This is a genomic window from Amycolatopsis sp. lyj-23, assembly GCF_046549135.1.
Lineage (GTDB): Bacteria > Actinomycetota > Actinomycetes > Mycobacteriales > Pseudonocardiaceae > Amycolatopsis.
Genome location: NZ_JAJPWN010000001.1, coordinates 716560 through 741999, shown reverse-complemented (window position 1 = coordinate 741999; position 25440 = coordinate 716560). Strand labels below are relative to the sequence as shown.

At 69.0% G+C, this 25440-nt stretch carries 1 protein-coding gene; it reads left to right on the top strand.

Features of this window, described 5'->3' with window-relative positions:
- Nucleotides 1-18: 18 nt before the first annotated feature.
- Nucleotides 19-25440: a hypothetical protein gene (locus ACLJPY_RS02805; RefSeq protein ID WP_410586384.1), complete on the top strand. Its 25422-nt coding sequence runs from the start codon at nt 19-21 to the stop codon at nt 25438-25440.

Below are 25440 nucleotides of genomic sequence, written 5' to 3'. Positions count from 1 at the left end.
TTGCAAGGGAGGTGGGCGGTGTTCGAATCAGGTGACGGGCCGGTGCATCCGCCCGCCAAACTGCAGAAGTTCCTCAAGGTCACCTTGGGTATGGAGTGGCCCGAGGGCAACGTTCGCAGCATGCGGGCGATGTCGCAGGCGTGGTCGAATTTCGCTCCGGTGGTGGCGAAGTTCGCCGACGGGGTCCGGGATCGGGCTGCCGGTCTGGACCGCTCGATGGACGGTGAGTACGCGGAAGCGATGGCGCTGCACCTGAAGGACACGGTGGCGTCCGTTCTGGACCAGCTGGAAAAAGACGTCCTCAGAATGTCGGCGATGCTGCGCAACTCCGCCGCGGACGTGGAAAAAGCGCAGATCCTCATCATCGTGGCCGGGACGTTGGCGCTGGCCCAGGTGATTGCCCTCCTGGCGTCGGTGATCTTCTCGTGGATGGCGCCGGCGGTGGAGGCCGCGGCGCAGCTGACGATGCGCATGATCATGCAGCAGCTGCTGGCGAAGCTGACGTCGCTGTCGCTGGAGAAGCTGTCGTGGGAAGCGGTCAAGCAGGCGATGATCCGGATCGCGCCGTGGCTGAAGACCGCGGCGATCGACATCGGGGTGTCCGCGGCGGTCGGTGCGAGCGTTTTGACCGCGGCGGACTATTTCACCCAGCTGGGGCAGAACAAGAACCACAAGCGTGATCACATCGACGGGAAGTCGGTGTGGCAGTCCGCAGTCGGTGGTGCGCTCGGTGGTGCGTTCGCGGGAGCGGCGACGACCGGTGCCCGGGCCGTGATCCACTTGGTGAAGTCGACTGCCGCTGATTTGGGGAAGAAGATCCCGCGCGGGTTGGTGGTGGCGGGACACTTGGGGTTCGCGTCAGGACAGGTTGCCGCGGTGATGGCGAGCAATCCGGTCGTGAACAAGGTGCTGCACAACCCGGATGCGTTCTGGGGCGGTGCTCTGGGTGCTCTGTCGGGCTTCGGTCGTCCTCGGCTGCCTGACCGTTCCGGCGGAGGCGAGGGTTTTACGAGGCTGGAGGATGTCGGCGACGTCGATGTGTCGTTGCCACACGGAGTGGAGAAGCCGGGCGCGCCTGGTGGGGAAAAGCCGCCGAAGCTGGTGATCACGGCGGAGCCGGCCACCAGTGAAAAGCCGGCCACGGGCACCTCGGACAGCCGGACTCCGGCCACTGTGGGCGGCCAGGCTCCGGCCGGAGTGACTTCGCGTGATCAGGCTTCCGCGTCGGGAACCGCGGGTGCGGACGGCCCGTCCGCCGGGACGGTGGGTGTGGACAAGCCGGTGTCGGGGACGGTGGGTGCGGACAACCCGTCCGCCGGGACGGTGGGTGTGGACAAGCCGGTGTCGGGGACGGCGGGTGCGGACAACCCGACGCACGGCCGGACACCGGCCACCGGAACTGCGCGCGGTGAGAGCACGGTCGGCGGTACTTCGGCCGGGCGGACTGCTCCCTCGGAGACCGTGAGCGCCGAGGCGCCGGGTGCCGGGACGGTGGGTGGCCACAGCCCGACCGGCGACGCCGCGGGCCGGCAGGCTCCGGTGGCTGAGCCGGCGGCCCGGCAGGGCTCCGCCACCGGAACCACCGGCGGCCAGCCCGCGACCGCGCGACCGACGTCCGGCGAACTGCCCGGAATCACGCAGCGCCCGGTCACCAGCGGGGGTACTCAGCTCGGCCAGCTGTTCACGTCCACGACAACCCACCCGGGCGCCGGCACGGTCGAGAGCCCGGCAAGGCCCGGTGCCGGCGAAACCCGCGCGGACACGAGCACCCAGCCGAGCCGGCCGCTCGCGGACTCGACGACGCGCCCGAACACCAGCACGACCGGCCAGCCGGCGACCGTGGCGGGCCAGCCGCCGACCGACGCGGCAGCGCGGCCGTCCGGCGACCCGGCCGCCCGGCCGTCCGCGTCGTCGACCGGTGGCCCGGTCTCGCCAGGCCAGGACGCCCGTCCGGCGACGAGCACCGGCGGTCAGCCGGCATCCACGTCCGGTCAGCCTGCGTCGGAGCGGGTGGTTTCCGGTGCCGGCAGTGGGGACGGGCGTCCGGTGACGGGTACGGGTGGTCAGCCGGCATCCACGTCCGGTCAGCCTGCGTCGGAGCGGGTGGTTTCCGGTGCCGGCAGTGGGGACGGGCGTCCGGTGACGGGTACCGGTGGTCAGCCGACGTCCGGTCAGCCTGCGTCGGAGCGGGTGGTTTCCGGTGCCGGCAGTGGGGACGGGCGTCCGGTGACCGGCACCGGTGGTCAGCCGACGTCCGGTGTGATTCCGTCGTCGGCGGAGCGTCCGGGGACGGGCACCGGCGGGCAGCCCGCGACACCTGGGCAGACCGCCGCGGAGCCGGCGGGGAAGCCGGTCACCGGTGACTCCGGGGCCCACCCCCGGAGCGGGCCGGGTCCGTCGGCCGCTCGGCCGGGTGGTGGCCCGGTGCCACCGGATGGAGAAACTCGGCCGGTCACCGGGGCCGACCCGCAGCCAGGCCGGCCGGCGACGCCACCGGCCCGGCCGGCCACCGGTATCCTCGCGCCCCCGGCTGACAACGGCCCGGCGCAACGGCCTCCGAACACCAGCGGGCAGCCGACCGGGAACGAGACCGCTCGGCCGGGCTCGGGGGCGCAGCACGCATTGGTGCGGCGGGATTCCGGTTGGGAGGAAGGGACGCAACCTTCACCCGGAGGTACGGACCGGCCGCAGTCCCCGGGCACGGGGCGCTTCGGCGGCTCCACCGCCCAGCAGTTCCTGCGCGGCGACAGCGCAAGCGCCCCGAACCAGCCCCGGACCGAAGCCGCGCCCGCGGCCCACCGGCCTGGAGAGGCGCCTGCACCGACGAGCGACAAACCGGCCGCCGCCGGGAAGCCGGCCGGTGACGGGATCAAGACGCACCTCGAGCCGCCGCACGTCTCCGGGACGTCCGACAGCCGCGTCGCCGACAAGGCCGACGGCAACAAGCCGAAGCCGGGGCGGGACAGCGAGTCCGCGGACACCGCCGACGTCCAAGCCGCGGCGCTGGCGGCTCAGCTGGCGACGAGCTCGCCACCCGGTTCGTCCGGTGGCGGCCGGCCGGTGGGGCCCGAACCGGTCGCCGCCGACTGGGGCGAGGTACGGGAAACGGTCACCCCGGTCCGGCACCGCGGGGAGCGGTTCGACGGCGACGCGTCGGTCTCGCAGGTCCGGTTCGACGTGCGACGGGGCGAGGTGGCGCCGGGACAGCGGGTGCGGGAGCTGTCCGTCCCGGTCGACCTGGTTTCGACATCGGGCCGGGTCGACGCGAGCGCGCGGCGCGCACTGGCGCGGGAGGTGCAGCGGCTGCTGGACGAGCGGATCAACGGCCGGCACCGGTTGTCCGACGGCGACCGGTTGCACGTGGTGATCGACGCGGACACCCCGAACGGGCCACCGCGGCCGGGGTGGGAGCGGGACGGCGCCCGGCGGGTGCCGGTCGAGGTGGACGAGGGTACGGGTGCGGGCGATCAGCGGCAGTGGTCGCCGGGCGACCTGGACGCGGCCGTGGAAAAGCTGTTGCGGTTCGTCGGGGTGGACACCACGCCGATGTCCGGCCGGCCCGCGCGCGAACCCGGCACCCGTCTCGACGATGCCGACGTCGCCGCGATCGAGGCGGCGATCCGGGACACCCCCGCGGAATCCGCGGAGACACCGGCGGCGAACCCGCCACGGGTCGCTTCGGAACAGCCGGCGGTCGTCGTGGATCCGTCGGGTGGTGTGGTGTGGCCGAGGCGGTCGTCGGCCTTGGACACGACGTGGTCGCGTGGCGAAGACGGCTGGTACCGGGCCGAGGCGCCGGGGACGCTGGACCGCGGCGGCGAACCGGTCGCGGTGCCGGCCGGAGCCCGCGCCGTCTTCGACGGCAGCGGCGCGGTGCAGCACGTGGTACTGGGGGACGGGGTCAGCTTCGAGCGCGGTCTTGACGGAAGTTGGTCGCCGCCGCGCACGCAGGCCGGGGAAGTTCGTGGGCGCAAGACCGACGTGACCGAGACGCTGCACCGGCCGGATGGGTCGTTGTTGGCGGAACTTCCGCGGGAAAGCGAAAGGATCGTCGATCGCCACGGCGGTGTGGAGAAGGTCGTGGCGTACCGGCAGCTGAAGGACGGGGAGGGGCGGTGGCTGCCGGAGCCGCGAGTGTTCGTGCCCGCCGAAGGCGGCGGGTGGATCGAGCACGGCACCGACGTGGTGGCGTACGAGGCGTGGCTGGCGGGGGCGAACAAGGCCCATGACGCCGCCCGGACGTTGTGGGACATCGCAGCGCGGTCGGCTTCGACGGTTCCGGAGCACCGGCGGTTGACGAAAATCGATGACGCCGAGCTGGCCCGGCTGTACTCACGTGGGTCCGAAGCAGATGCCTTCGCCACGGTGTTCGAGCTGATCCGGAGGAAGAAGGGGATCGCACTGCGGTGGACGCAGGTGCAGGCGGTGCACGCCTTCGGAACGGGGCGTGTGGCGAACATGGCGGCCGGCGAGGGCAAATCCTGGCTGTTCTTCGCCCACGCCGCCGTGAACGCCGCGCGCCCGGGCGTGGACGCCGTGCAGGTCACCACCACGCGCGGCAATCTGGCGGACCGGGAGCTGCCCCATTACCAGGAACTGATGTCGGTGCTGGGGATCGACGTACACCGGCTCAATCCCGACAATCCGCCACCGTCGCCGCGGGACGGCCGCCCGACGGTGTACCTCGGCACGGCCGAAGACGTCGGGTTCACCTTCTTGCGGCACGAAACTTTGCCGGGGCAGAAGAGCGCCGAGGATCCGGTGTTGCTGACCGTCAGCATCGACGAGATCGACGAGGCGCTCGTCTACTCCAACTCTCAGTACATCCTGAGCGAAGGCGTGCAGCGTGACGCATCGCCGGAGGTCCTCGAACAGGTCGAGTGGGCACATGACCTGGTGCGCGACGGCATGGCCAGCGGTTGGCTGGACGAGGCGGACTTCGGTCGCCGGGAAGGGCAGTCGGGCGGCCCGGCCCGGTTGACCGAGCCGGGTCGCGAGAAGGTGGAACTGCTGCTGGGCCGGCCACTGACCGGAGAAGAAACCTCGCGGATCGACATGGCTGCCGCAGCGCAGTGGGAGTACCGCGAGAACGTGCACTACGTGGAGCACAACGGCAAGATCTACATCATCGACCAGACCACCCACAACGTCATGTTCAACCCGGAAACCAGCACTGAGAGCCGCTGGAACGGTGGCTTGGCGCAGGCGGTCGAATTCAAGCGCGGTCTGCGAGTCCGCAGCGACTCGGACAATGACAAAAGCAAGAGCGTCACCGCGCACGACTTGCTGGCGAAGGAAGAGTACGGGCAGAAGGTGGGAGCGTCCGGGACGGCGAACGGGCACGGCGAGAAGTTCGCCGGGATGGGTCTGTCGCCGGTCATCGAGGACATATCGCGTTACTACGAATCGCGGCTGAAGAAGTCCGCCGACGTGATCGCGGCCGACGAAGACCTGAAACTCAGGCAACTGGCCCGGGAGGCGCGAGACATGCAGTCGCCGGACGGATCCCGGCAGCCGCAGCTGATCCTGGCCACCCGCAACGACCAGGTCGCCGCAATTTCGAAACTGCTCACCGACATGAACGTCGAGCACGAGGCGATCGACGCGAAGTGGCAGGTGGAGCAGGGCAAGAACTTCGACGAGGCGTTCAAGCGGATCATCGATGGGGCCGGCGCTCTGGGCAAGGTGCTGGTGATCAACATGCAGGGGGCGCGGGGGGTCGACATATCGACCACCCGGGAGGCCAAGGAGCGCGGGGGCCTGCTCGTGCGGGTGACCGCGCACTCGGAGATTTCCGCCGACATCGACGTGCAGGCAGAGAACCGGGCAGGTCGTAGCGGCGAGGGCGGCGAGGTCGTGTACTACTCGTCGCCGAAGGACGAGATCTACCAGCTGTCGCAGCACCCGGATGTGCAGCAGGTGGTGATCAAGTACACCGAGGCGGTCGCCACCGACGACGCCCCGGCCTTGGCCGAGGCGGAGCAGCAACTGCGTGACTTGGTGGCACCACTGCAGCCGAACTCCGGACACCCCACGATCGACCTCGGCTCGGCGCGGCCGAACGCGCCGCCCACGGACCGCGCCGCCCGGACCGGCACCGGCGAACCCACCCCGGAAGCCCGGCCACCTGAGCAACAATCGCGAAATGAAGCGAGCGAGGAGGTTTCCCTCACTTACCACGAGGGTCTTGCCGGTGCGTTGAATGCGGCTGAGCGGGAGTTCGCGGAGGGGTTGTCGCGGTGGCGGGCGGCGAATCCGGGATCGGTGTTGCCGGAGGAGGCTGCCCAGCGGATTCACGATGCGTTCGTGGCGGGTCGGGAGTCGGGTTTCGAGGAGCGGTTCGGCAGTCTGCGGGCGGGGCGAGGCGCCGGTGGTGGTGTTCGGGCGGCGTGGCAAGCGTGGCTGGATGCTCCGGACCGGTCTTCGGAGGAGCTGCGCGAGGAATTCGAACGCGCGGCCGTAGAAGCGTTGCCTGGGGTCAGTTTCGACGATCAGGATCGCGAGCCGGGGGCGATCGAGCTGACCTACCACGAAGGTCTTGCCGGTGCGCTCAACGCTGCCGAGCGGGAGTTCGCGGAGGGGTTTTCGCGGTGGCGGGCGGCGAACCCGGACGCGGTGTTGCCGGAGGGTGATGTCGAGCGGGTTCATGATGGGTTCTTGGCCGCCCGGGAGGCGGATTTCGAGGAACGCTTCGGTGAGTTGAGGACCCGGCGTGGTGGGGGTCGCGATACTGCAGGGGCGTGGCAGGCGTGGCTGGAGCATGCTGCCGGCTCTTCGGCGGACCTGGACGAAGAATTCAGCCACGCGGCGACAGCGCCGTCTCAGGCCGGACGAGGTCCCGGGACTTCACCAGTGGCTGAACCGGCAGCGGGAACCGGCTCGGAGCAGGTTGCGCAAGACTTCGCCGGTGACGGCGTGGTGCTCGCCGAGGACGGGGCGGTCGCGGATGCCGACGGGACGAGCACCGGGCAGCTGCTCCCCGAGCTGGCCGAGAGCCTACCCGCGGACATCGTGCGGAAGTGGCACCAGGCGCGGCAGGTGCTGGGGTCGTCGAAGCTGCCCGCCGCCGTGGTGGACGGGCTGGCCGTCCGCGCCCGGCAACTGCTGTCGGACCGCTACCAGACCCAGACCTTCATCGCACCCGTGACCCCGGCGCAGCGCGACCTGATCAGCCGGGACCGGGTGTTCGCGACGATCGTGACCGCGCAGCGGGTGACCGATCACGTCCGGGGAATCGACGCTCCCGCGGCCGAACAACGTGTCACAGAACTGGCGCGCGAGCTGGCCAACCTCGTGGAGGCACCGCGAGTGCGCGGGGCACGGGGAGCCCGCGGTGAGGCCGGCGAGGGCTCCGGCAGTCGCGCGACCGAGCCGCATGCCGATTTGGCCGGGGAACTGCCGGAGAGAACACCCCGGCAGCCTGGCGAGCTCGAGTTGGCTCCGGAGGCGGTTGCTGCGCTGTTGGAGGGTCTGCAGTCTTGGCGGCCGACGGTGTCGGATGAAACGCAGACGTGGGATGAAACGCAGACGTGGGCCGACGCCTACGAGGCAGTGCGGTCTCAACTGCCACCTGAGTACGCGCAACCGACCGACGGCCGCAAGCAGCGGACGGGGCCTTTCTGGAACCTGGTGCGGTCCTGGGTCCTGGGCATGGACGGGGTCAAGAAGCCAGGCACGGAAACCGCAATACCGATGACGGAGATCCAGCGGCTCACTGGCCTTCAACTGCCTCGCGGCTGGGTCAAGAACATCAAACAATCAGAAAAGGGGAAGCTTGTTCGCTCCGAGGCGGCTGCGATCGTGCCGTCGGGAGAGGCCAGTGGGGCGTCCCGTCCGCAAAAGTTGTGGGAAGGCCACTTCGAAGGTCCCAGGTCTAGCGTGGTGGTCGAGGAGGAACTGGAGGCCTTGGCCGGGCAGGCGGCAACGGTGATCGCCGAGCAGCGGGCGCGGCACGAGTCCGGGAAGATCCCCCTGGACCTACGGCTGACTTACTCCGCTGCGACAAGAGGTGTTCAAACCAAGGGGATGGGTTCCAAGCTGGATCGCGCCCATAAGGTGGTGCTGGACAAACTGCTCTCGCTGGGGGCGGAGGGTGCACGGCTCACCAAGGTCGTGTTGCCGGAAAACAACACTAACGGTCCGCGTTTGGAGCTGGCTCTTCATCCGGATGGTGAGGGTATGCCGCTGGCGCACTATCGGGGTCTTTCTTCGGCTGAGTTGACGTTGCTCGGGTATACGAACGAGTTGCCGGAGGTGCACGCTGAGCAGGTGCGGCAGATGGTGGCGGGCGCGGCCGAGCGCGCGCGGGATGGTGTACTGCCATCGTTTGTGTTCAGTTTGCGCGAGTTGCGCCGCGATACTGATGCGGCGCGAGCTGAGCGGCAGGCCTACTTCCGGCGCCTGGTCAGCGAGGGGGTGAATAGTGTTCAGTCGGCGGCGCCCCTCGAGCCCACAGTAACCATCAGGTATCGAGAAAAAGAGTTCGAACAAAATAAATCCGGCGCTCCGGTTCTCTTCGCGATTGGTGTAGAGAAAAAAGCGAAACCGTCTTCGCGTAAACTCAATCAACAAGCAATCGAATTCAGAAATCATTCGATCACGAATGGTGTGCTGAGTGGCTGGTGGCAGGAGCCGGGACGCGTCGGGCTGCAGTGGAGTGGCGCGGCGAAGCCTTCCGAGGAGGCTGTGCAGGCTCGAGCGCAGTGGGCCGATCGGATCGTTCCGCTGATGAAGGCTCGCGTGGATGCGGGCCTGGAACCGCTGTCGATCGAAGTCATCCGCTACACGCCGCATCATGTGCCGTCTCCGGTCACACGGCGCGAGATGGCGGCTGCCGAGCGGGCGCGGGTGGGGGGTTTGCTGGCTGAGGCGGCTCGGCGGGCTGGTGTTGCGGGTCTGCTGGAGGGGGATCCGGGCCGGTTCGTGTCGGCGCGGCTGCTCAGTGAGCGTCATCATCGCTCTGGGGTGGAGGTGTGGGTGCGGCCGGATCCGGGTGGTTCGGTTGCGGGGTATCGGTCGGCGCGTTTGTTGGATGTGGTGTTCGGATCGGATGCGGTGGAGCCGGCGCCGGTGGTGCAGCAGCGGCTTCGGTGGATGCTGGAAGGTGTCGCGGAGCGGGCAAGCGCAGGGGACGTTCAACGGGCTCCGGTGACGGTGTCGGTTGCTGTGGTGTCGGGGCCGGCTGAGAAAAAGCTCAAGGTTGAGCGGGAGGCGTGGCTGAACGGGGTGGTGGCGGAGATCCTCGGTGATCTGCTCGGTGACCGGGTGCACGTGGATGTGACGATGCACGAGGCGGGGGAGTGGCCGCGGGGGCTGTCGGTGGGTTCGGTGGTGGTGGAGAACGGCGCGGTGCCGGCGGTGCCGGGTGTGGTGGTGCCGAGGCCGTCGCGGTTGGTGGTGCCGCCGTGGCGCGGTGAGTTGCACGTCGAGAAGCTGAGGAAGCGGCAAGGGGAGCTCAGGAAGGGCCGGCGGCAGGATGAGCGGGCACCGGCGGACGTGTCATGGCTTGCTGATGAGAACCTGGTGCAGTTTCGGGAATTCGTGCGGCGGTTCGCTGCGCAGTGGAAGGCCGCGCCGGCGGAGATGGGGACGCCGGATATCCGGTTCCGGCTGGCTCAACCGCAGTCGCAGCTCATTTATGAGGACGACACGCTGGACTTCGTGATCAAAGAATTCCGGGATCAGCTGCGTGAACACGGCGTCAACGCATCCGGCTGGAGGTTCAACGAGTTCATTCACCAAGCGCCTGCGTTGATTATTCCGCAGGTGTCGGTGACGGTGATGCCGGCACCGTTGGCGACCAAGGAGCAGATCCAGGCCGCGCCGAGATGGGAGGGGAACTTCCTCGGCAGGTCCGCCTTTACGAATTCTTCAAATCCGCGAGCGGAGTACAACGAAATGTCTCCGGCGGTGGCGTGGCAGCTGCGTCGGTGGTTGGAGCGAGCTGTCGGCAATGTGCTTGATGCGGGGGGCTCGCCGCCGTTGTTGCTGGTGGAAATAGACTCCGTGGGGCCAAGGCCTTTCCACGAGCGTGTCGGTTCGGTGCGTTCGGTCCTCCACTCGGGTGTGCAGTCGATGCCCCACGGCCCGCGGTATCCGGACCGCTTCATCGACAGTCATGTCCGGTTCCGGCGTGCGTTTTTCAGCCTGGACAACGAGGGCGCCGACTTGCGGGTGTCGGAAGTCCCGGCACACCTCTCTGCGGCGCTGCAGGATGCTCTGGCGAATGAGCAAGCGCAGGCCACCGAGAATCCGCCTGGGCAGGAGAATCCGCTGATCGAGGATGTGCTCGGCTTGGACGTTGAGCCGGGTGCCGCTGGTGTTGGCGTCGAGGATCCGGTGCAGCAGTGGGATCTTGGTGAGTTCATGGATGCTTCGGGTGATCCGGTCGGCGACTTCGATGACTTCCTGTTCGAGCCCGCGCCGGTGGAGGAGCCGGTGGAGCCGGTGCAGCAGCAGGTGTGGGGTGGGAGTTTCGACGAGAATGCGGCGCTGGCGGGGCTTGGTCTGCTGCCGCAGCAGCGGGAATTCGATGCGTTGGCAGACGATGGTTTGGTGGCGGATTTCGATCCGTCCGGGTTTGCTGGTTTTGATCAGGTGTACGGCCAGCAAGGGATGTTCGATTTCGGGCCGGGGTCGGGTTGGGGTGAGGTCGATTTCCCGGGGTGGGAGGCGCCGTGGGGTGGTGGGTTCGTCGAGGCGGGGGAGGTGGGGTCGGAGATTCCGGCGGGGGTGCTGGCGGAGGCGGAGACGGCCAGGGGGCGTGGTCGGGGGTTGTCGCGGGTGGGGCGTGGCTCGGAGGAGTCACGGTTTGAGCCGTTGGTGCCTTCGGGTGGGTTCGAGGTGACGGGGGTGCGTGCGGGTGTGGTGGTAGGCAGGCGGGATGTCGCTGTTGCGCGAGCGGCGCGTCATTTCCCGCGTGTTGAGGGTGAGTTTGCGCTGGTGCTGGTCGAGCACGGTATGCGGGATGTTCAGGTGGCGATGCAGGCGTTGCGTGATGGTGGGTGGGATCGGGTTGAGGGGGTGCGGTTGTGGGCGTGCAATGTGGATGGGTTGGCGGAGTTCGCGCGTGAGCTGCGGTTGGCGGTGGGTGTGCCGTTGTTCCGGCCGGTGGGTTTGTTGTTTGTCGGGCTTCCGGAGTCGTCGGGGTGGGATAGCCGGGCGGCTCGGGTTGGTTCGATGGGTTTTGATGACGAAGCCAGGCCGGTTTTCAAGGAGCTGGAGGGGTCCTCCGGGTGGGTCGAGGTGCTGGCTGATGGGGAGGAGGTGCGTGCGGAGTTTGATGAGCCGTTCCCCGCTGATGCGCCGGAGGAGTACGACCTCGATGAACCAGTGCACCTGGCCCCGTCGCCGGTGGGTGCACGCGGTGAGACCGGCGGACACGGAATCGACCCGGAAGCAGTCAGCGCGGTATTGGACGACCTACGGTCCTGGCGCCCGACAGCATGGGATGGAACACAGACGTGGGCCGACGCCTACGAAGCAGTCCGCGCTCAACTGCCGCCGGACTACGCACGGCCGGCTGACGAGGGCGAAATCCAGCGCCGGCGTGGGCCCTTCTGGGACCTGGTGCGCTCGTGGTTCCGAGACATGGAGGGGGTCAAGAAGCCGGGCTCCGACACGGCTATGTCGGGCGCAGCGGTCCAGCGGCTTTCGGGCCTTCAGCTGCCTGACGGTTGGGGCCACACTCTGAGAAAAGACGCCAGACGGAGAAAGAACGCCGACCCCGGCCCGGATGCGAACCCGAACTCTGGAGAAAAGGGTTCTGAACTCGGCCCGCAAGAACTGTGGACAGGCCATTTCCAGCACGTCAACTCTTCTGAGATCGTGAACGACGACCTGGACGTACTGCCCGGGAAAGTAGAGGCGCTGATCGCCGAGCAGAGGGCCCGGCATGCGGCCGAGAAGCTACCGGTAGACCTGCGGCTGGTGCTCTCCGGCACGTCCGGCAGCGCAGCCCTCAGGCCGATGCTGGCCAGGCTGGATCGTGCCCACAAGCAGGTGTTGGACACCCTGGAGGCAGAGGGTGTCCGGCTGACCAAGGTCGTGCTGCTGCGGAAGCTGGCCGGCGGCGCGCGGCTCCAGTTGGTTCACCATCCGGATCGTGGGGGTCTGCCGCTGGCGCACTTCCGGACTCTGACATCGCTGGAGCTGGTGCTGCTCAGCCGTACGAACGAACTGCCGGAAGTACATGCCGAGCAGGTACGGCAGATGGCCGCGGGTGCAGCCGAGCGCACGCCCGATGGTGCACTGCCCACATTCGTGTTCGAGCTGGACACGGTGCTCGATGGAACCGATGAGACACGACGCGCACGGGAGGCTTACTTCCAGAACTTGGTCGGTGAAGGGTTCAAGGTAGGCCGTCCGTCACTGGATCTCGCTCCCAAGGTGAGCATTCGCTACCAAGGCGCGGTTTCCAGGCGAGCCAATGAGGAGATTCCGGTTCGCGTCTCTGTAGTACAGGGCGGGAAGACGGAGAAACCGGTGGCGGGCGATGCGTTGGCCGGCTGGTGGCAGGAGCCGGGGCGGGTCGGGCTGCAGTGGCGTAGTGGGATCAAAGCTTCCGAGGAGGACGTCCGGGCTCAGGCGCAATGGGCTGATGGGATCGTTCCGCTGATGCGGGCTCGTGCGGCTGCGGGCTTGGAACCGCTCTCGATCGAGGTCGTCCGGTACGTGGATCGTGCGCCGTCTCCGGCGAAACAGCGTGAGCTGGTGGCTGCTGAGCGGGCCCGGGTGGGGGGTTTGCTGGCTGAGGCGGCACGGCGGGCTGGTGATCCGGATCTGCTGGGCAGGGATCCGGGGCGGCTCGTGTCGGTGCTGATTCCCAGTAGTCGTCAGGACCGGTTCTCGCTGGAGGTGTGGGTACGGCCTGATCCGGGGGGTTCGGTCGCGGGGTATCGATCGGCGCGGGTGTTGGATGTGGTGTTCAGGCCGGAGGCGGTGGAGCCGGCGCCGGTGGTGCAGCAGCGGCTTCGGTGGATGTTCGAGGGTGTTGCAGCGCGCGCGGGGGCGGGGGAGCTGCGGGGGCCGGTGACGGTGTCGGTTGTGCTGGTATCGGGGCCGGATGCGGGGAAGTTGCGGGTTCAGCGGGAAGCGTGGCTGAACGGGTTGGCGGCGGAAGTCCTCGGTGATCTGTTGGGTGATCGGGTGCACGTGGAGCTGACGGTGCACGAGGCGGGGGAGTGGCCGCAGCGGATGTCGGTGGGTTCGGTGGTGGTGGACGACGAGCCGGCGTCGCGGGTGCCGGGTGTGGTGGTGCCGGGGCCGTCGCGGCTGGTGGTCCCGCCGTGGCGTGGTCAGCTGCACATTGCACGACCGGGAAAGGTTTCGCTACCGGAGAGCGAAGACGTGGATGGGTTGGAGGAGTTCGCGCGGCAGTTCGCCGGACAGTGGAATGCCGTGCGGGGCAAGGTGGGGATGCCGGACGTTCGGATCCGATTGACACAACCGAGATTCCAGGAAAAGCATGAGCGCACCACGCTGGACTTCGTGATCCGCGAACTCCGGAAGCGGCTGGGTGAACACGGCGTCGACCCATCCGGCTGGAGGTTCAACGAGTTCATCCACCGTACGTCTTCGCTGCTGGAACCGCAGGTTTCGGTAACGGTGATGCCCGCACCGCTGATGACCAAAGAACAGATCCAGGACGTACCCAGGTGGGAAGGCAACTTCCTCGGTAAATCCGCTTTCTCGACCAAATCTCTATTTCGGCGGGAAATGTACCAGCTGTCGCCTGCCGTGGAGTGGCAGCTGCGTGCCTGGCTGCAGAGAGCTGTCGGCAATGTGATTGGTGCCGGGGATTCGCCGCCATCGTTGCTGGTGGAACTGGACGTTCAGGCAGGGAAGCAAGAGCATGAGCGCATCGGTTCGGTGCGCTCGGTGATCCAGTCGGTTGTGCGGGCGATGCCCGACGGTCCGCGATACCCGGACCCGTTCATCAACACTCATTTCCGGTTCCGGAAGGGAACCGGTTGGATTGAGCCGGGCGTCGATTTGCGGCTGTCGGAGATCCCCGCCGTGTTCACTGCGGGATTGCAGGTAGCCGTCGCCGGCGAGGGGGCCGAAGACGCGGATGATCCTCGAGGCTCGAAAGATCCGCTGATCGAGGATGTGCTCGGCTTGGATGTTGAGCCCGGTGCCGCCGGTGTTGGTGTTGAGGCTCCGGTGCAGCGGTGGGATCTTGGTGAGTTCATGGATGCTCCTGGTGATCCGGTTGGCGACTTCGATGACTTCCTGTTCGAGTCGGCGCCGGCGGAGGAGCCGGTGGAGCCGGTGCAGCAGCAAGTGTGGGGTGGGGATTTCGACGAGGATGCCGCGCTGGAACAGCTCGGTCTTCAGCAGGAGCAGCGGGGTGTCGATGCATTGGGGGATGACGGCCTGCCGGCGGGTTTTGATCCGTCGGCGTTCGCGGGTTTTGATGAGGTTTTCGGTGAGCAGGGGGCGTTCGATTTCCCGTGGGAGGCGCCGTGGGGTGGCGGGTTTGTCGAGGCGGAGGAGGTGGGGTCGGAGATTCCGGCGGGATTGCTGACGGAGGCGGAGGCGGTGAGGCAGCGGAATCGGGGGATGTCGCGGGTGGGGCGCGGCGCGGACGAGGTGCGGTTTGAGCCGTTGGAGTCTGTTGGTGGGTTTGAGGTTACTGGGGTGCGTTCGGGTGTGGTGGTGGGTGCTCGGGGGGTGGCTGTTGCGGGGGCGGCGCGGTATTTCCCGCGTGTTGATGGTGAATTTGCGTTGGTTTTGGTTGAGCACGGTATGCGGGATGTTCAGGTGGCGATGCAGGCGTTGCGTGATGGGGGGTGGGATCGGGTTGATGCGGTGCGGTTGTGGGCGTGCAATGTGGATGGTTTGGCGGAGTTTGCGCGTGAGCTGCGGGCGGCGGTGGGTGTGCCGTTGTTCCGGCCGGTGGGGTTGTTGTTCGTGGGGCTTCCGGAGTCGCTGGGGTGGGATAGCCGGGCGGCTCGAGTGGGGTCGATGGTGGAGGACTTGTGGGGGGAGCCGTGGTTCGACGAGGTGGGGAAGCCGGTGTTCACGGAGGTGGCGGGGTCCTCCGGGTGGGTTGAGGTGCTGGCTGATGGAGAGGAGGTGCGTGCGGAGTTCGATGAGCCGTTCCCCGCCGATGCGCCGGAGAAGTACGACCTCGACGAACCAGTGCACCTGGCGCCCACACCCGGGCGGGGCAGCACGGAGCCGGAGCTCGGGCCCGATCCGTCCGGACCGCCGGTGTCGCCGGAGTTGGCGCTGAAGACAGCGTTGGAAGGATTGCGTACTTGGCAACCGGCGACTTGGAACGGTACGCAGACGTGGTTCGGTGAGCTGGAGCGGGTTCTCGCCACGCTGCCGGATGAGCTCGTGCCACCCGAGTACAAGGTGCCGATCGACGAAGCCCCGCGCAAGGGGGCTCTCTGGGAGCTGGCGCGGTCGTGGGCCACGGCCATGGACGGGGTGCAGGACCCCGAATCCGGCCTGCCCGTCACCGGCTACCAGGTCGCGAAGGTCGTTGGTTTCACCGTGCCCGACAGTTGGGCTCCGCCCCTGTGGAAAAAGGCCCGGCTGCGAGGCCACCGAGGAGCGGCTCGAGCGGGTCTGCCTGCTGTTTCCCGTCCGCGCGCAAGGGAAGTGGGTGACGTTCCGCCGTCCGACGCGGAGCCCTGGTTCGCTGCCTTCGATGAGATTCTCGGCCCGCACGGGGGGTTCGATTTCGGTCCGGGGGCCGACCTGGCGGGATTCGGGTTCGGTGCCGAGCAGGGGGAGCCGTCGCGAGGGGTCTCGGCGCCGCGGCAGGAAGCCGGCTTGGACCCGTCCGGTCCCCCCGTCGAGGAGCTGTTGAAAGGATTGCGTGGTTGGCGACCGGCAGCCTGGGATGGTTCGGGAACGTGGTGGAAGGAGTTCGAACGGCTTCGCGCTCAGTTACCTCGTGAGTACTCGATCGTGGCCGACTTCGCCCAGCAGAAGGGAGCTGTCTGGCAGTTGGTCAGGTCGTGGGCCGAATCGATGCTCGGGGCGCAGAACCTGGGTACCGGCCGGGCGGTGACGTGGCCCGAACTGCAAAAGCTCTCCGGCTTGCCGGGTAAATCCGGATGGAGGGCCAAGCTGTGGACCACCGCGGAGCGGCAGAGGGTCGCGCGGACGGCCGCGGCCCTTCAGGCCGAGACCCGCTCCAGGCTCGAATTCGAGCGGTCCGGCCGCGCCGAAGATTCCGGCGACGTCGTCCTCGATGACGATCGGGCCGGGCCGTCGGGTGGCGGGCTCGCCGAGCCTCCCGGTACCGGCGGTGAAGCCTCGCCGAGGCGGCAGGAGGAGGCGCAGGAGGTGCTGCCGGAGGCCGGCGCGTCGGCGGCCGTGCCCGACGCGATGGAGTCGGCGCAGCCGGTCGAGCCGACCGTCGAAGAGCTGCTGGATGGGTTGCGTACTTGGCAGCCGGCGTCGAAGATCTGGGACGGTTCGGAGACCTGGTACGGCACCTATCTGCAGGTCAGTGACCGGCTGGGGCCCGACTACGTGAAGCCGCCCAGCGATTATCCGGGGCCAGGCGCTTTCTGGGACCTGTTCCGGGAATGGGTCAAATCCGTGAAGTCGCTGGAAAAACTGAGCAAGAGCCGAAAGCCCACCAAGGCCGACGTTCAGAGGCTGGCAGGTTTTGCCGTTCAAGCCCACTGGGTGACCGAGCAATGGAACGGTGTTCGGCCACGGGCGAATGCGCCCGTCGCTGAACAGCCACTGGCGCAGCCGCCGGTGGCCGACCTCGCTCCTGCGACGGGCCCTGGTTCCGATGCGGTCATCCGGAAGCTGAGTGGGTGGCGGCCGACGGTCTGGGATGGTTCGCGAACGTGGTGGGACGAGGTCCTGAGCTTCCGCTCTCAGTTGCCCGGTGAGTACTCGGAAGCCGTCGACTTCACCAGGCTGAGGGGAGCCGGCTGGAAGCTGGCCAGGACGTGGGCCCGATCCATGCTCGGTGTCCGCAACCCGGGCACCGGTCGTGCGGTCACGTGGCCCGAAGTGCAACAACTCTCCGGCCTGCCGGAGAAGTCCCGATGGCGAACCAACCTGTGGACCCCCGCTGACCGGCAGGAGGTCGTGCGGGCGGCTGCGTCCGGCCGCTCCGTACGGCCGGACGCGCAGGTCGAGCCGGACGATCAGGTCTCGGAGTTCTTTGACTTCGACGCGGCCGAGGCGGGACTGAGCGGGCAGCCGGCAGCCGGTTCCGGTGCGGCAGCCCTTGATTCGCCGTCGCGGTTCGACTCGGACTGGCTTGCCCGGTTCGACGAGGTGTTCGGCGAGCAGGATGCGTTCGGGTTCGGGTTGGGGTCGGGCTTCGGTGAGTTCGCTTTCCCGGGGTGGGAGGCGCCGTCGGGTGGCGGGTTCGTCGAGGCGGAGGAGACCGGGTCCGAGATTCCGGCGGGGTTGCGGGGCGGAGCGCAGGAAGAGATGCGGCGCAGGCGTGAAGGCTCGCGAATTGCGCGCGCGGAGGATGAGACACGGTTTGAGCCGTTGCGTTCTTCGGGTGGGTTTGAGGTTACTGGGGTGCGTTCGGGTGTGGTGGTGGGTGATCGGGGGGTGGCTGTTGCGGGGGCGGCGCGGTATTTCCCGCGTATTGATCGTGAGTTTGCCTTGGTTTTGGTTGAGCATGGTGTGCGTGATGTGCGGGTGGTGGTGCCTGCGTTGCGTAATGGGGGGTGGAATGGGGTTGATGCGGTGCGGTTGTGGGCGTGCAATACGGATGGGTTGGCGGAGTTTGCGCGGGAGCTGCGGGCGGCGGTGGGTGTGCGGCTGTTCCGTCCGGCGGGGTTGTTGTTCGTCGGTGGTGAGGACGTGGCGGGATGGCCGAGGTTTGCGGCTCGGGTCGGTTCGGAGGGTTTCGACGATGAGGCCAGGCCCGTTTTCCGGGAGCTCGCGGGGTCTTCCGGGTGGGTTGAGGTGCTGGCTGATGGGGGGGAGGTGCCGGCGTGGTTCGAGGAGCCGTTCCCGGATGATGCGCCGCGTCGTTACGGCTTGAGCGATGAGGTGCATCTGGCGCCGGCGCGCGGACAGCGCGACCGGGCCGCCGCCCAGTCCCAAGGTGCGCAGGACGGGGAGAGGCAGTTGCGGCGGGCGCGGGCGCTGTCCGACACGGCGGCCTGGGCACCGAGGGCAGCGGTGTCTCCCGGGGCGGATGGCGGCGCGCCGCACGCCACAGTGCTCGAGGGCCTGGAGCGCGCGGAGCGGGCCCGGTTGGATCGCCCGTCCGTCGCCGGGGAACCGGACTTCGCGCGGCTTCGGCAGGTGATGCTCGAGCAGCTGGTCCAGGTGGGCGAGAAGCAAAAGGATTGGCAGCGCTGGGTAGCCGAGACGTTTACGGACGAGGTACTGCGGCAGCTGGACCGGACGCTGGAAACGATCCACGACGCCGACCAGGACGTCGAGGTCGAAGTCCAGGTGGTGCGGATCGGCGCGCCGATGGACGAGGTGCGCGGGGCCGGCGAGATCAGCCACCACTACGAAGGCGAGCGGCAAACGACCGAAGCGGTCGCGGAAGCCACGCGGACCCCGCTGAACCCCACCAACCAAAGCATTCCGGCGGGGCCGGTGACCGTCGGAGTGGGTCTGAAGGACCCCGGGACTTCCTCGGTGGGACGGACCCGGGCCACCAGCGAGGTCAACCGCAGTACCGAAGTGCGCGAGCGGGGCGACGTGTCGCGATCGGACCATGTTGTGGTGCACCGGGTGCTGGTGCGCCCCAAGGCCGGACGCGTGCTGCACCGCCACCGGCCCGGTGTGGTGCGGGAGGTCGCGGTGCCGATGCGGCTGGAGTGGCCGCGTCACGACGCGGGCGCCGGCGCGAGCGGGCAGATGGTGCCGATGGCCTATCCGCAGGCTCCCCAGTCCGCGACCCCACAGCAGCTGACGGCGATGTTCGAAGCGTTCCGGCAGGCCCGCAAGGCCATCAAGTCGGTGTGGTTCACCGGCTTGGCGGAGCTGTACGACCAGCTTGTCGGTGAGCTCAAGCTGGAGCGGTCCAGTGCGGCGGCCACGGAACTCGACCGATGGCTCGACCGGATCGGCCCCGACCACGGCGTCGAGTTGTTCACCGGTGGGGTGGCGCGGCGGGTCTTCCAGCTCCCCGGGTACAAGCGGCCGGTGGAAATCATGCTGGTCCGGCGGCTGGATCCGACGGCCGTGGCCGGCTTCCTCGGCCGGACGCGGCAGAGCGTCGGGCACCGGCGGCAGGCCAGCCGAAGCCACGGAGTCGAGCACCGCGACACCCAGGGCTGGGGCGGAGAACTCTCGGTCGAGCTGGGGGAGGACCTGCTCGGCGTGGCCGGCGCCAAGCTCAAGGTCGGCGTGTCGTACGGGAGGCAGGCCGAGCAGGCCGAGCAGGGTGTCGACGGTGTGGTGGCCGAGGCCACCGAGTGGACGAGCGGGAACGTGGAGAAGTACGGGTCGCCGTTCACGTTCGCCGTGTCCGTGGCCGAGATCGAGCAGTCGGTCATGCGCGACGACGAGAGGGGGAGCCGCTCGCGGAGGCTGTGGCATCGGCACGAATCCCCGCGGGTGGCCTTCACCTTCGCCGCCAAAGCTCTTCTGGCGCTGGCGGAGGAGGCCGAACCGGACAGCGACCGTTCCAGCCCGTCCGGCAGCAGGCCACCTTCCGGATCTCGGGGTCCGGCCGGGCTGCCGGATGCCCACGTGCCCGACTACGTGCGCGGCGCGTGGCAGCTGACCGAAGACACGGTGGCCGACCTGGCCGGGCGGATCGTGCGCCGGCTGGTGCTCGACGAGGTCGTCGCCGGCGCCGACGCCGAACGGGTGCGGGATCAGCTCATCGAATTCCTTGACGACCGGAACACCCGCGCCATGCTCGATGGCGGCGACGGCGTCCGGTTCCCGATCGACGGAGCCGGAAAGGACTTGTTCCTCGTCGGCGAGGTGGATTTGGCTCGGGGCCGTTATCTCGGGCCGATTCCTCGGAAAGACCTCGGCGGGGTGATCACCGCCCGCGAAGAGAAACGGGTGGAGTTGCGCCGTCGCCGGGAGAAGAAGCTCGGGGTGTCGGTCGAAGGAGAGGCCGGGCCGGTCAGCCTTTCGGGAGCGCTGGCTCTCGCCATGAAGAAGGACCGGGGCGGCTTCGTCATGCACACCGTGCAACGGGAACAGGCGTGGAGCGGGGACGCGGACATCCACCAGTACCGCTACCCCGTCGTCATCCAGGCCCGGCTGGGCACCGACCACGCGCATCTCGACCCGCCCCTGCAGTGGCGCGACGAAGACCCCGCCGACGCCGAACCCGAGTACCGGCCGGGACTGGAGGGCCGCTTGGGGATCAAGGTCGCCGCCCGGAGCGGGCTGGGTGCTGAAACCGACCCGACGCCGGTCGCCGAGGAGACCGATTGGCTGGACGCAGACTCGGTCGGTGCCGGGCTGATCCCGTCGATGCGGCCCGGAACGCTGCCGGCCGGCTACGACCTCGACGCGGTGGCCCCGGTGCGAGGGCTCCTCTCCACGGCCGCCGAGATGCTGAAGACAACCGCGACGAAGGCGACCGGGGCTCGGCTCTCGGCGGTCGGGAAGCGGTTGTTGCTGGGACCGGCCCCCGAGGCCCTGGGCGAGCGGGGAGAGGACGACGAGACCGCATCTGCGTCCCAGGAAGCGTTGGAGCAATGGGCGAACTGGACCAGCCGCCAGGGACGGCTCCGGCTCGCGGCCGGCCCGTCCGACGTGCTGCTGCTGGAAAACTACAATCCGGGCAGCGACCTGGGCTTGGGCGGTCGTGACCTGATCGGCACAGCGGCGCTGTCGACGGTCTACGGCAACCCGCGGATCGTGGATCGGGAGCTGAGCCACGTGTTCGGCGATGCCGAGAGCACTCAGACCGTGATCGCCAATGACCAGACGAAGCAAACCGGTGTGCCGGCGTCCGCCGGGGTGTCCGCGTCGGCCGGTGAGGTGTTCACCGGCAGCGGTGAGGTGTCGGCTAGCTACCACCGCGGCCCGGCGGCGAACGAAATCGACGTCATCAGCACCAGAGACGAGCACCGGCGCGTCGAGCGCGGCTACCTGGTGGAGTTCGACGCGCGGCACCTGCTGGACACCTCGGTGCACGAACGCCTCACCGGACCGCTCGGTGGCAAGCACGACCGTCAAGCCACCACCGCACACAAGGTGAAGTTCGTTCCCCGGGCGATCCGGGTGTGGATTCCGGCCGGTGATCTGCCGCCGATCGAGCAGCTCAGCCGCCATGACGTGAAACACAACCTCTTCCCCGAAGACCGGCCGGGCCAGTCCCCGGCCGGGGCGGCGCAAGCCCCGGACCCGGTCGGCTCGTTCGAGATGAGCCGCTACGAGCCCGCGCGGGCGGGTCTGGTGACCGAGCTGGTCCAGGGCATGCGGGCGCGCCTGCACGACTGGGAGAAGACGATCACCGACGCCGAGATCGCCGCGGACTACGCGGAGCTGCACGACGCGATGGCGCTCGCCTTCGGCCGCCGTCTGCTGCTGGGCGGCTTCGACGTCACCATGCGCAACATGCTCAACGGCGGTGACGAGCTGTTCGCTGCCCGGGTCGGGAAGTCGGGCAAGCTGGAACAGCTCGTGGTCATCAGGGCGGAGCGAAGCGGCACCCGCTCGCTGAACACAGCCGCGCAGGAGACGCACCGCTCGACAGCCACGACGAACCGGCTGGTGCGGCAGGGAGTCGTCTCGACGATCGGCTACGGCTTCTCGGCCAAGGGCAAACCGGCCATCCCGACGCCCGCCTTGCCCGGTGCCGAGCTTCTGCTGGGCGGCGCGGTCGAACCCAAGGCAGCCTTCGAAGGCAGCCGGGTGAAGCGCGATGGCCGGGTGCGGATGGAGAAGCACACCACGACGTACGTCCACACCGGCCAGTCCGCTCGGCACGAGCACGGCCTGAAGGTGGAGTTCCTGGTGCGCCCCTGGGCGCGCTCCGGGATGTACCGGCGGCAGATCCCACTGCTGCGCAAGGCCCCTGTCTCGGGCCTCGGGCCGGTACCCGGTCTGGAGCTGACGGCGGCTCTTCGCTCGACGGTTCCGGTGCTGCCCGCCGGCGGAACCAGCTTCGACCGCAGGCCCGGCTCACTGCGGGAACAGTGGCGGCAGGAGGGGACCACCCCCGGCGTTCCCGAGAACGCTGTCGTCTCGGCCTGGCCCTTCGCTGCGCCCAAACTGCAGAACCAGCTGACGGGCTTGCTCGGTGACCTGAACGCCGGCCGCGGACACGGCCTGCTGGTCGGCAGCCGCGCCGACCGGCTGAGCCACCACTTCGTGACCGCGTTGACCGGGACCGGGCATGTCGTGACGGTGGACAGCCGCACGGTCGCGAGCATCACGATCACCTTCGACCTCACCGACCGGCAACTGGTCCGGGCCATCCCGGGTGGCACCGTGACCAGCCACTACGACTCCGAGGAGAACGCCGACCGGACCGTCGGGTGGTCCAGCAAGTTCACCGCGACCCCCCTGGGCGGAATGGCGGCCACTCTCGCCGGTGACCTGGCCGTGTACACCCGGGAAAAGACGTACGCGTTGCCCCAAGACCAGCCCGACCGTACCGACGCCCACTCCGGTCCGGAGCAGAGCCGGCCGGTCTACCTCGTCAAGGCCACGCTCCACCCGACGATCACCCTCCGTGCCCAGGACGGCACCACGACCGTCCGGCACCTCGGTCCCGACGGATCGATCAGCCTGCGCGTCGATGGGGCCGGCGCGCGTGCCCTGGGGCTTGACCCGGCGGCGGCGCGCCCCGCCTCGGCGACCGGCGGGAGGCCCGCTGCGACCGGACGGAGGCCCGCGTCCACCCGGCGTCGCTCGGCGTCGGCCACGAACGGCGTCGTGTCAGGATCGCGCGACCAGTCGACTGCCATCGCCCGGCCCTTGGGCCTCGGAACTGCGGCCACGCGAGCCAGGGTGGGCGCTGTCCTCGGCGACCCCGATTCGAAGGTGGGCCGGGCAGCGAGCTGGCTGCCGGCGGAGAAGGGGGTCCTCGGCCTGGTCTTGCTCGACCACACGCTGCGAAGTGTGCCGGCGGCGGTCTCGGCGCTGCGCGCGGCGAACTGGAACGGCACCGACCGGATCCGGTTGTACGCCTGCAACGTCAACGACCTCGACGGCATGGCCACCGCGCTGCACCAGGCGTTGGACGTCGACCTCGCGTGGCCCAAGGGGCTGCTGTGGCTGGGGGTGAACACACCCGGCGCCGCCGTGCGGGTGGGCGACCCCACCTTCACCGCCGAGGGCCGGGTGGCGTTCCGGGAGCTGGCGGACGGCTGGCGGGGTGCGGCGAAGCACCGCAAGCTCGTCAAGCGGGGCCGGTTCCCCGACTACCACGAGCCCACGCCCGCCCAGGCCCCACCGCGGCTCGGGCTTCCCGCGCCGGCCCACCTCGGCCCCGAGCCGGTCGACGCGGGGACGGGTGCAGTGGCGGGCGAGAGGCCGACGCTGTCGACCGTGGCCTTCGCCAAGGGCGCCAAGAGGCCGGAAGGACACGACCGGCAAGTACTCATCGAGCTCGGCCGAGCTCTGCTCGCCGAGCGCCTGGAGCAGCACCGGCAAGGGCGCCCCCACACTTCCGTCCGGTTGGTCGGCTACGGGAACTCGCTGACTTCCGCGCGGAAGACGGGCCACCAGCGCGCAGCCGCGGTGAAGGAACTACTGGTGGCCGGGATGGCCGCGGAACACCGGGATCGAACCGCAAACGGCGAAAGCCTGCCCCCCTTGGCCGAGCTGACGACCGAAGTGGAAACCGTGTCGGTCGGCCGGGACGGCGCGTGGGGCGGCGGCGCGGCGCGGCGCCGGGTGCAGGTGGAGGTGCACCACCGCCTGACGGACCAGCGTGTGCAGCAGGCGGCGCTGGGCGCCGACGGCTCGGGCGCCGATCCGATCGGGTACCACGCCGACGGAATTCCCGGAGGGGTGAGCTCGGAACCCGACGCGCGACTCGGCGTCGAGGTCGAAGCCCAGCTGACCGGCGGTGACTTCCGGCAGCGGGTCCGGGCGATCAACGCGGACGTCCGCCACAACGGGCTGATCAGCGAGGACGACTCCAGCTCGCTGCTCTCTCCGGATGACACCCCCATCACGGCCTTGTGGCACTTCGTTTCGGAAGAGTCCCAGAAAGACGGCGTCGAGTTCGTTTCGCCCGTGCTGACCGCCCAGCTCCGACCGTGGCGACAGGTCGCCGAGGTGACCGGCGTGCTGCGACAGCACGGCGCAGTCGCCGAAGACAGCGGAGGACACGTCAACGTCAGTTTCACCGGGCACACGCCGCCGGCTGTCTACGCCCGGGTCGCGCAGATCGTGAAGGCGTTCGAGGCGACGTTGTTCCGGCTGGGCAATCCGGTTCGCTCCGCCGGTCAGCGGAACCTCCGCTCCGTCGGGCCCAATCCGTGGCCGCTCGATCCCGGCAGCGTGCGCACACCGGCCGACGTCCGGTCGCTGAGCCTCGGCAAGTACGACGCGGTCAACTTCCAGCACGTGCTCGGCGACGACACGACCGACCGGGTCGAGTTCAGGTTCTGGAGCGGCAGCCTGGACCCGGCGGTGTGGCAGATCCGCGCGGAGCTCAGCCTGGCGATCCTGCGCGCCGCCGCCGACCCCGCGAAGGGCTCGCGGATCACCGAGGCACTGCGGCGGCCCGACGTGCTGTGGCACCCGGGGGCCACCCCGCTGAGCGATCAGGAGCGGTGGGACCGGTTCCAGGAGCTGCTGGACCTGCTGGAGCTGAGCCAGGCCGCACGTGATCAGGCGATCCGGCTTTACGCTGCGACTCGGCCTTGGCAGCTGACCGACACCAACGACGAGCGCAACCGGCTGCTGACCGTGGGAGCGCCGGGCAACGGTCTCGTCTTCCCGTCCGCCGGGCAGAGCCTGCCGTCCGCGGTCGACGCCGCGAAGCGGCTTCCGCGTTACGCCGGTGTCCAGGTCGTCCAGGTGACGCTGACTCCGGATCGGAAGCAGGTGCGGCTGTGGGACGGGAGCACCCGGACCTTCAGCGAGTTCGCCCAGCTGCTGCACCTGCGGTACCAGGATGTGACCGAGCAGCTCAAGTTCGTCGTCCTGGCCGACGGAGCGGACACGCTGCCCGATGCGCCGGTCGCGGGAGACCGGACGCTCGCCGGAACGATTTCGAAGCACAGCCGAGCCCAGGTACTCGTCGCGACCGGCGGCGTCCTGCGGCCGGCGCACGGCGGGGTGCGGTCGGGTTCGGTCGCGTTCTCCGCACGGGGCGCGGCTGCACCGAACTCCGCCGACGGCGCGGGCTGGGTTCTCTACCGCGACGGCAGCGAGCGAAGCAGGTCAGCGATCGCCGACCTCGACGAGGCCGTGGCGACCGCCGGGCTGGCCGATCGCGCGCCGGCCCGCCGCCGGGGCCCGCTGTCATCCGGCGGGCGCTCCGAAGGTCGCGCAGCTCCGGCGCCAGAACCACTTCCTTCCTCTCGGACGGCCGTGCGGTGA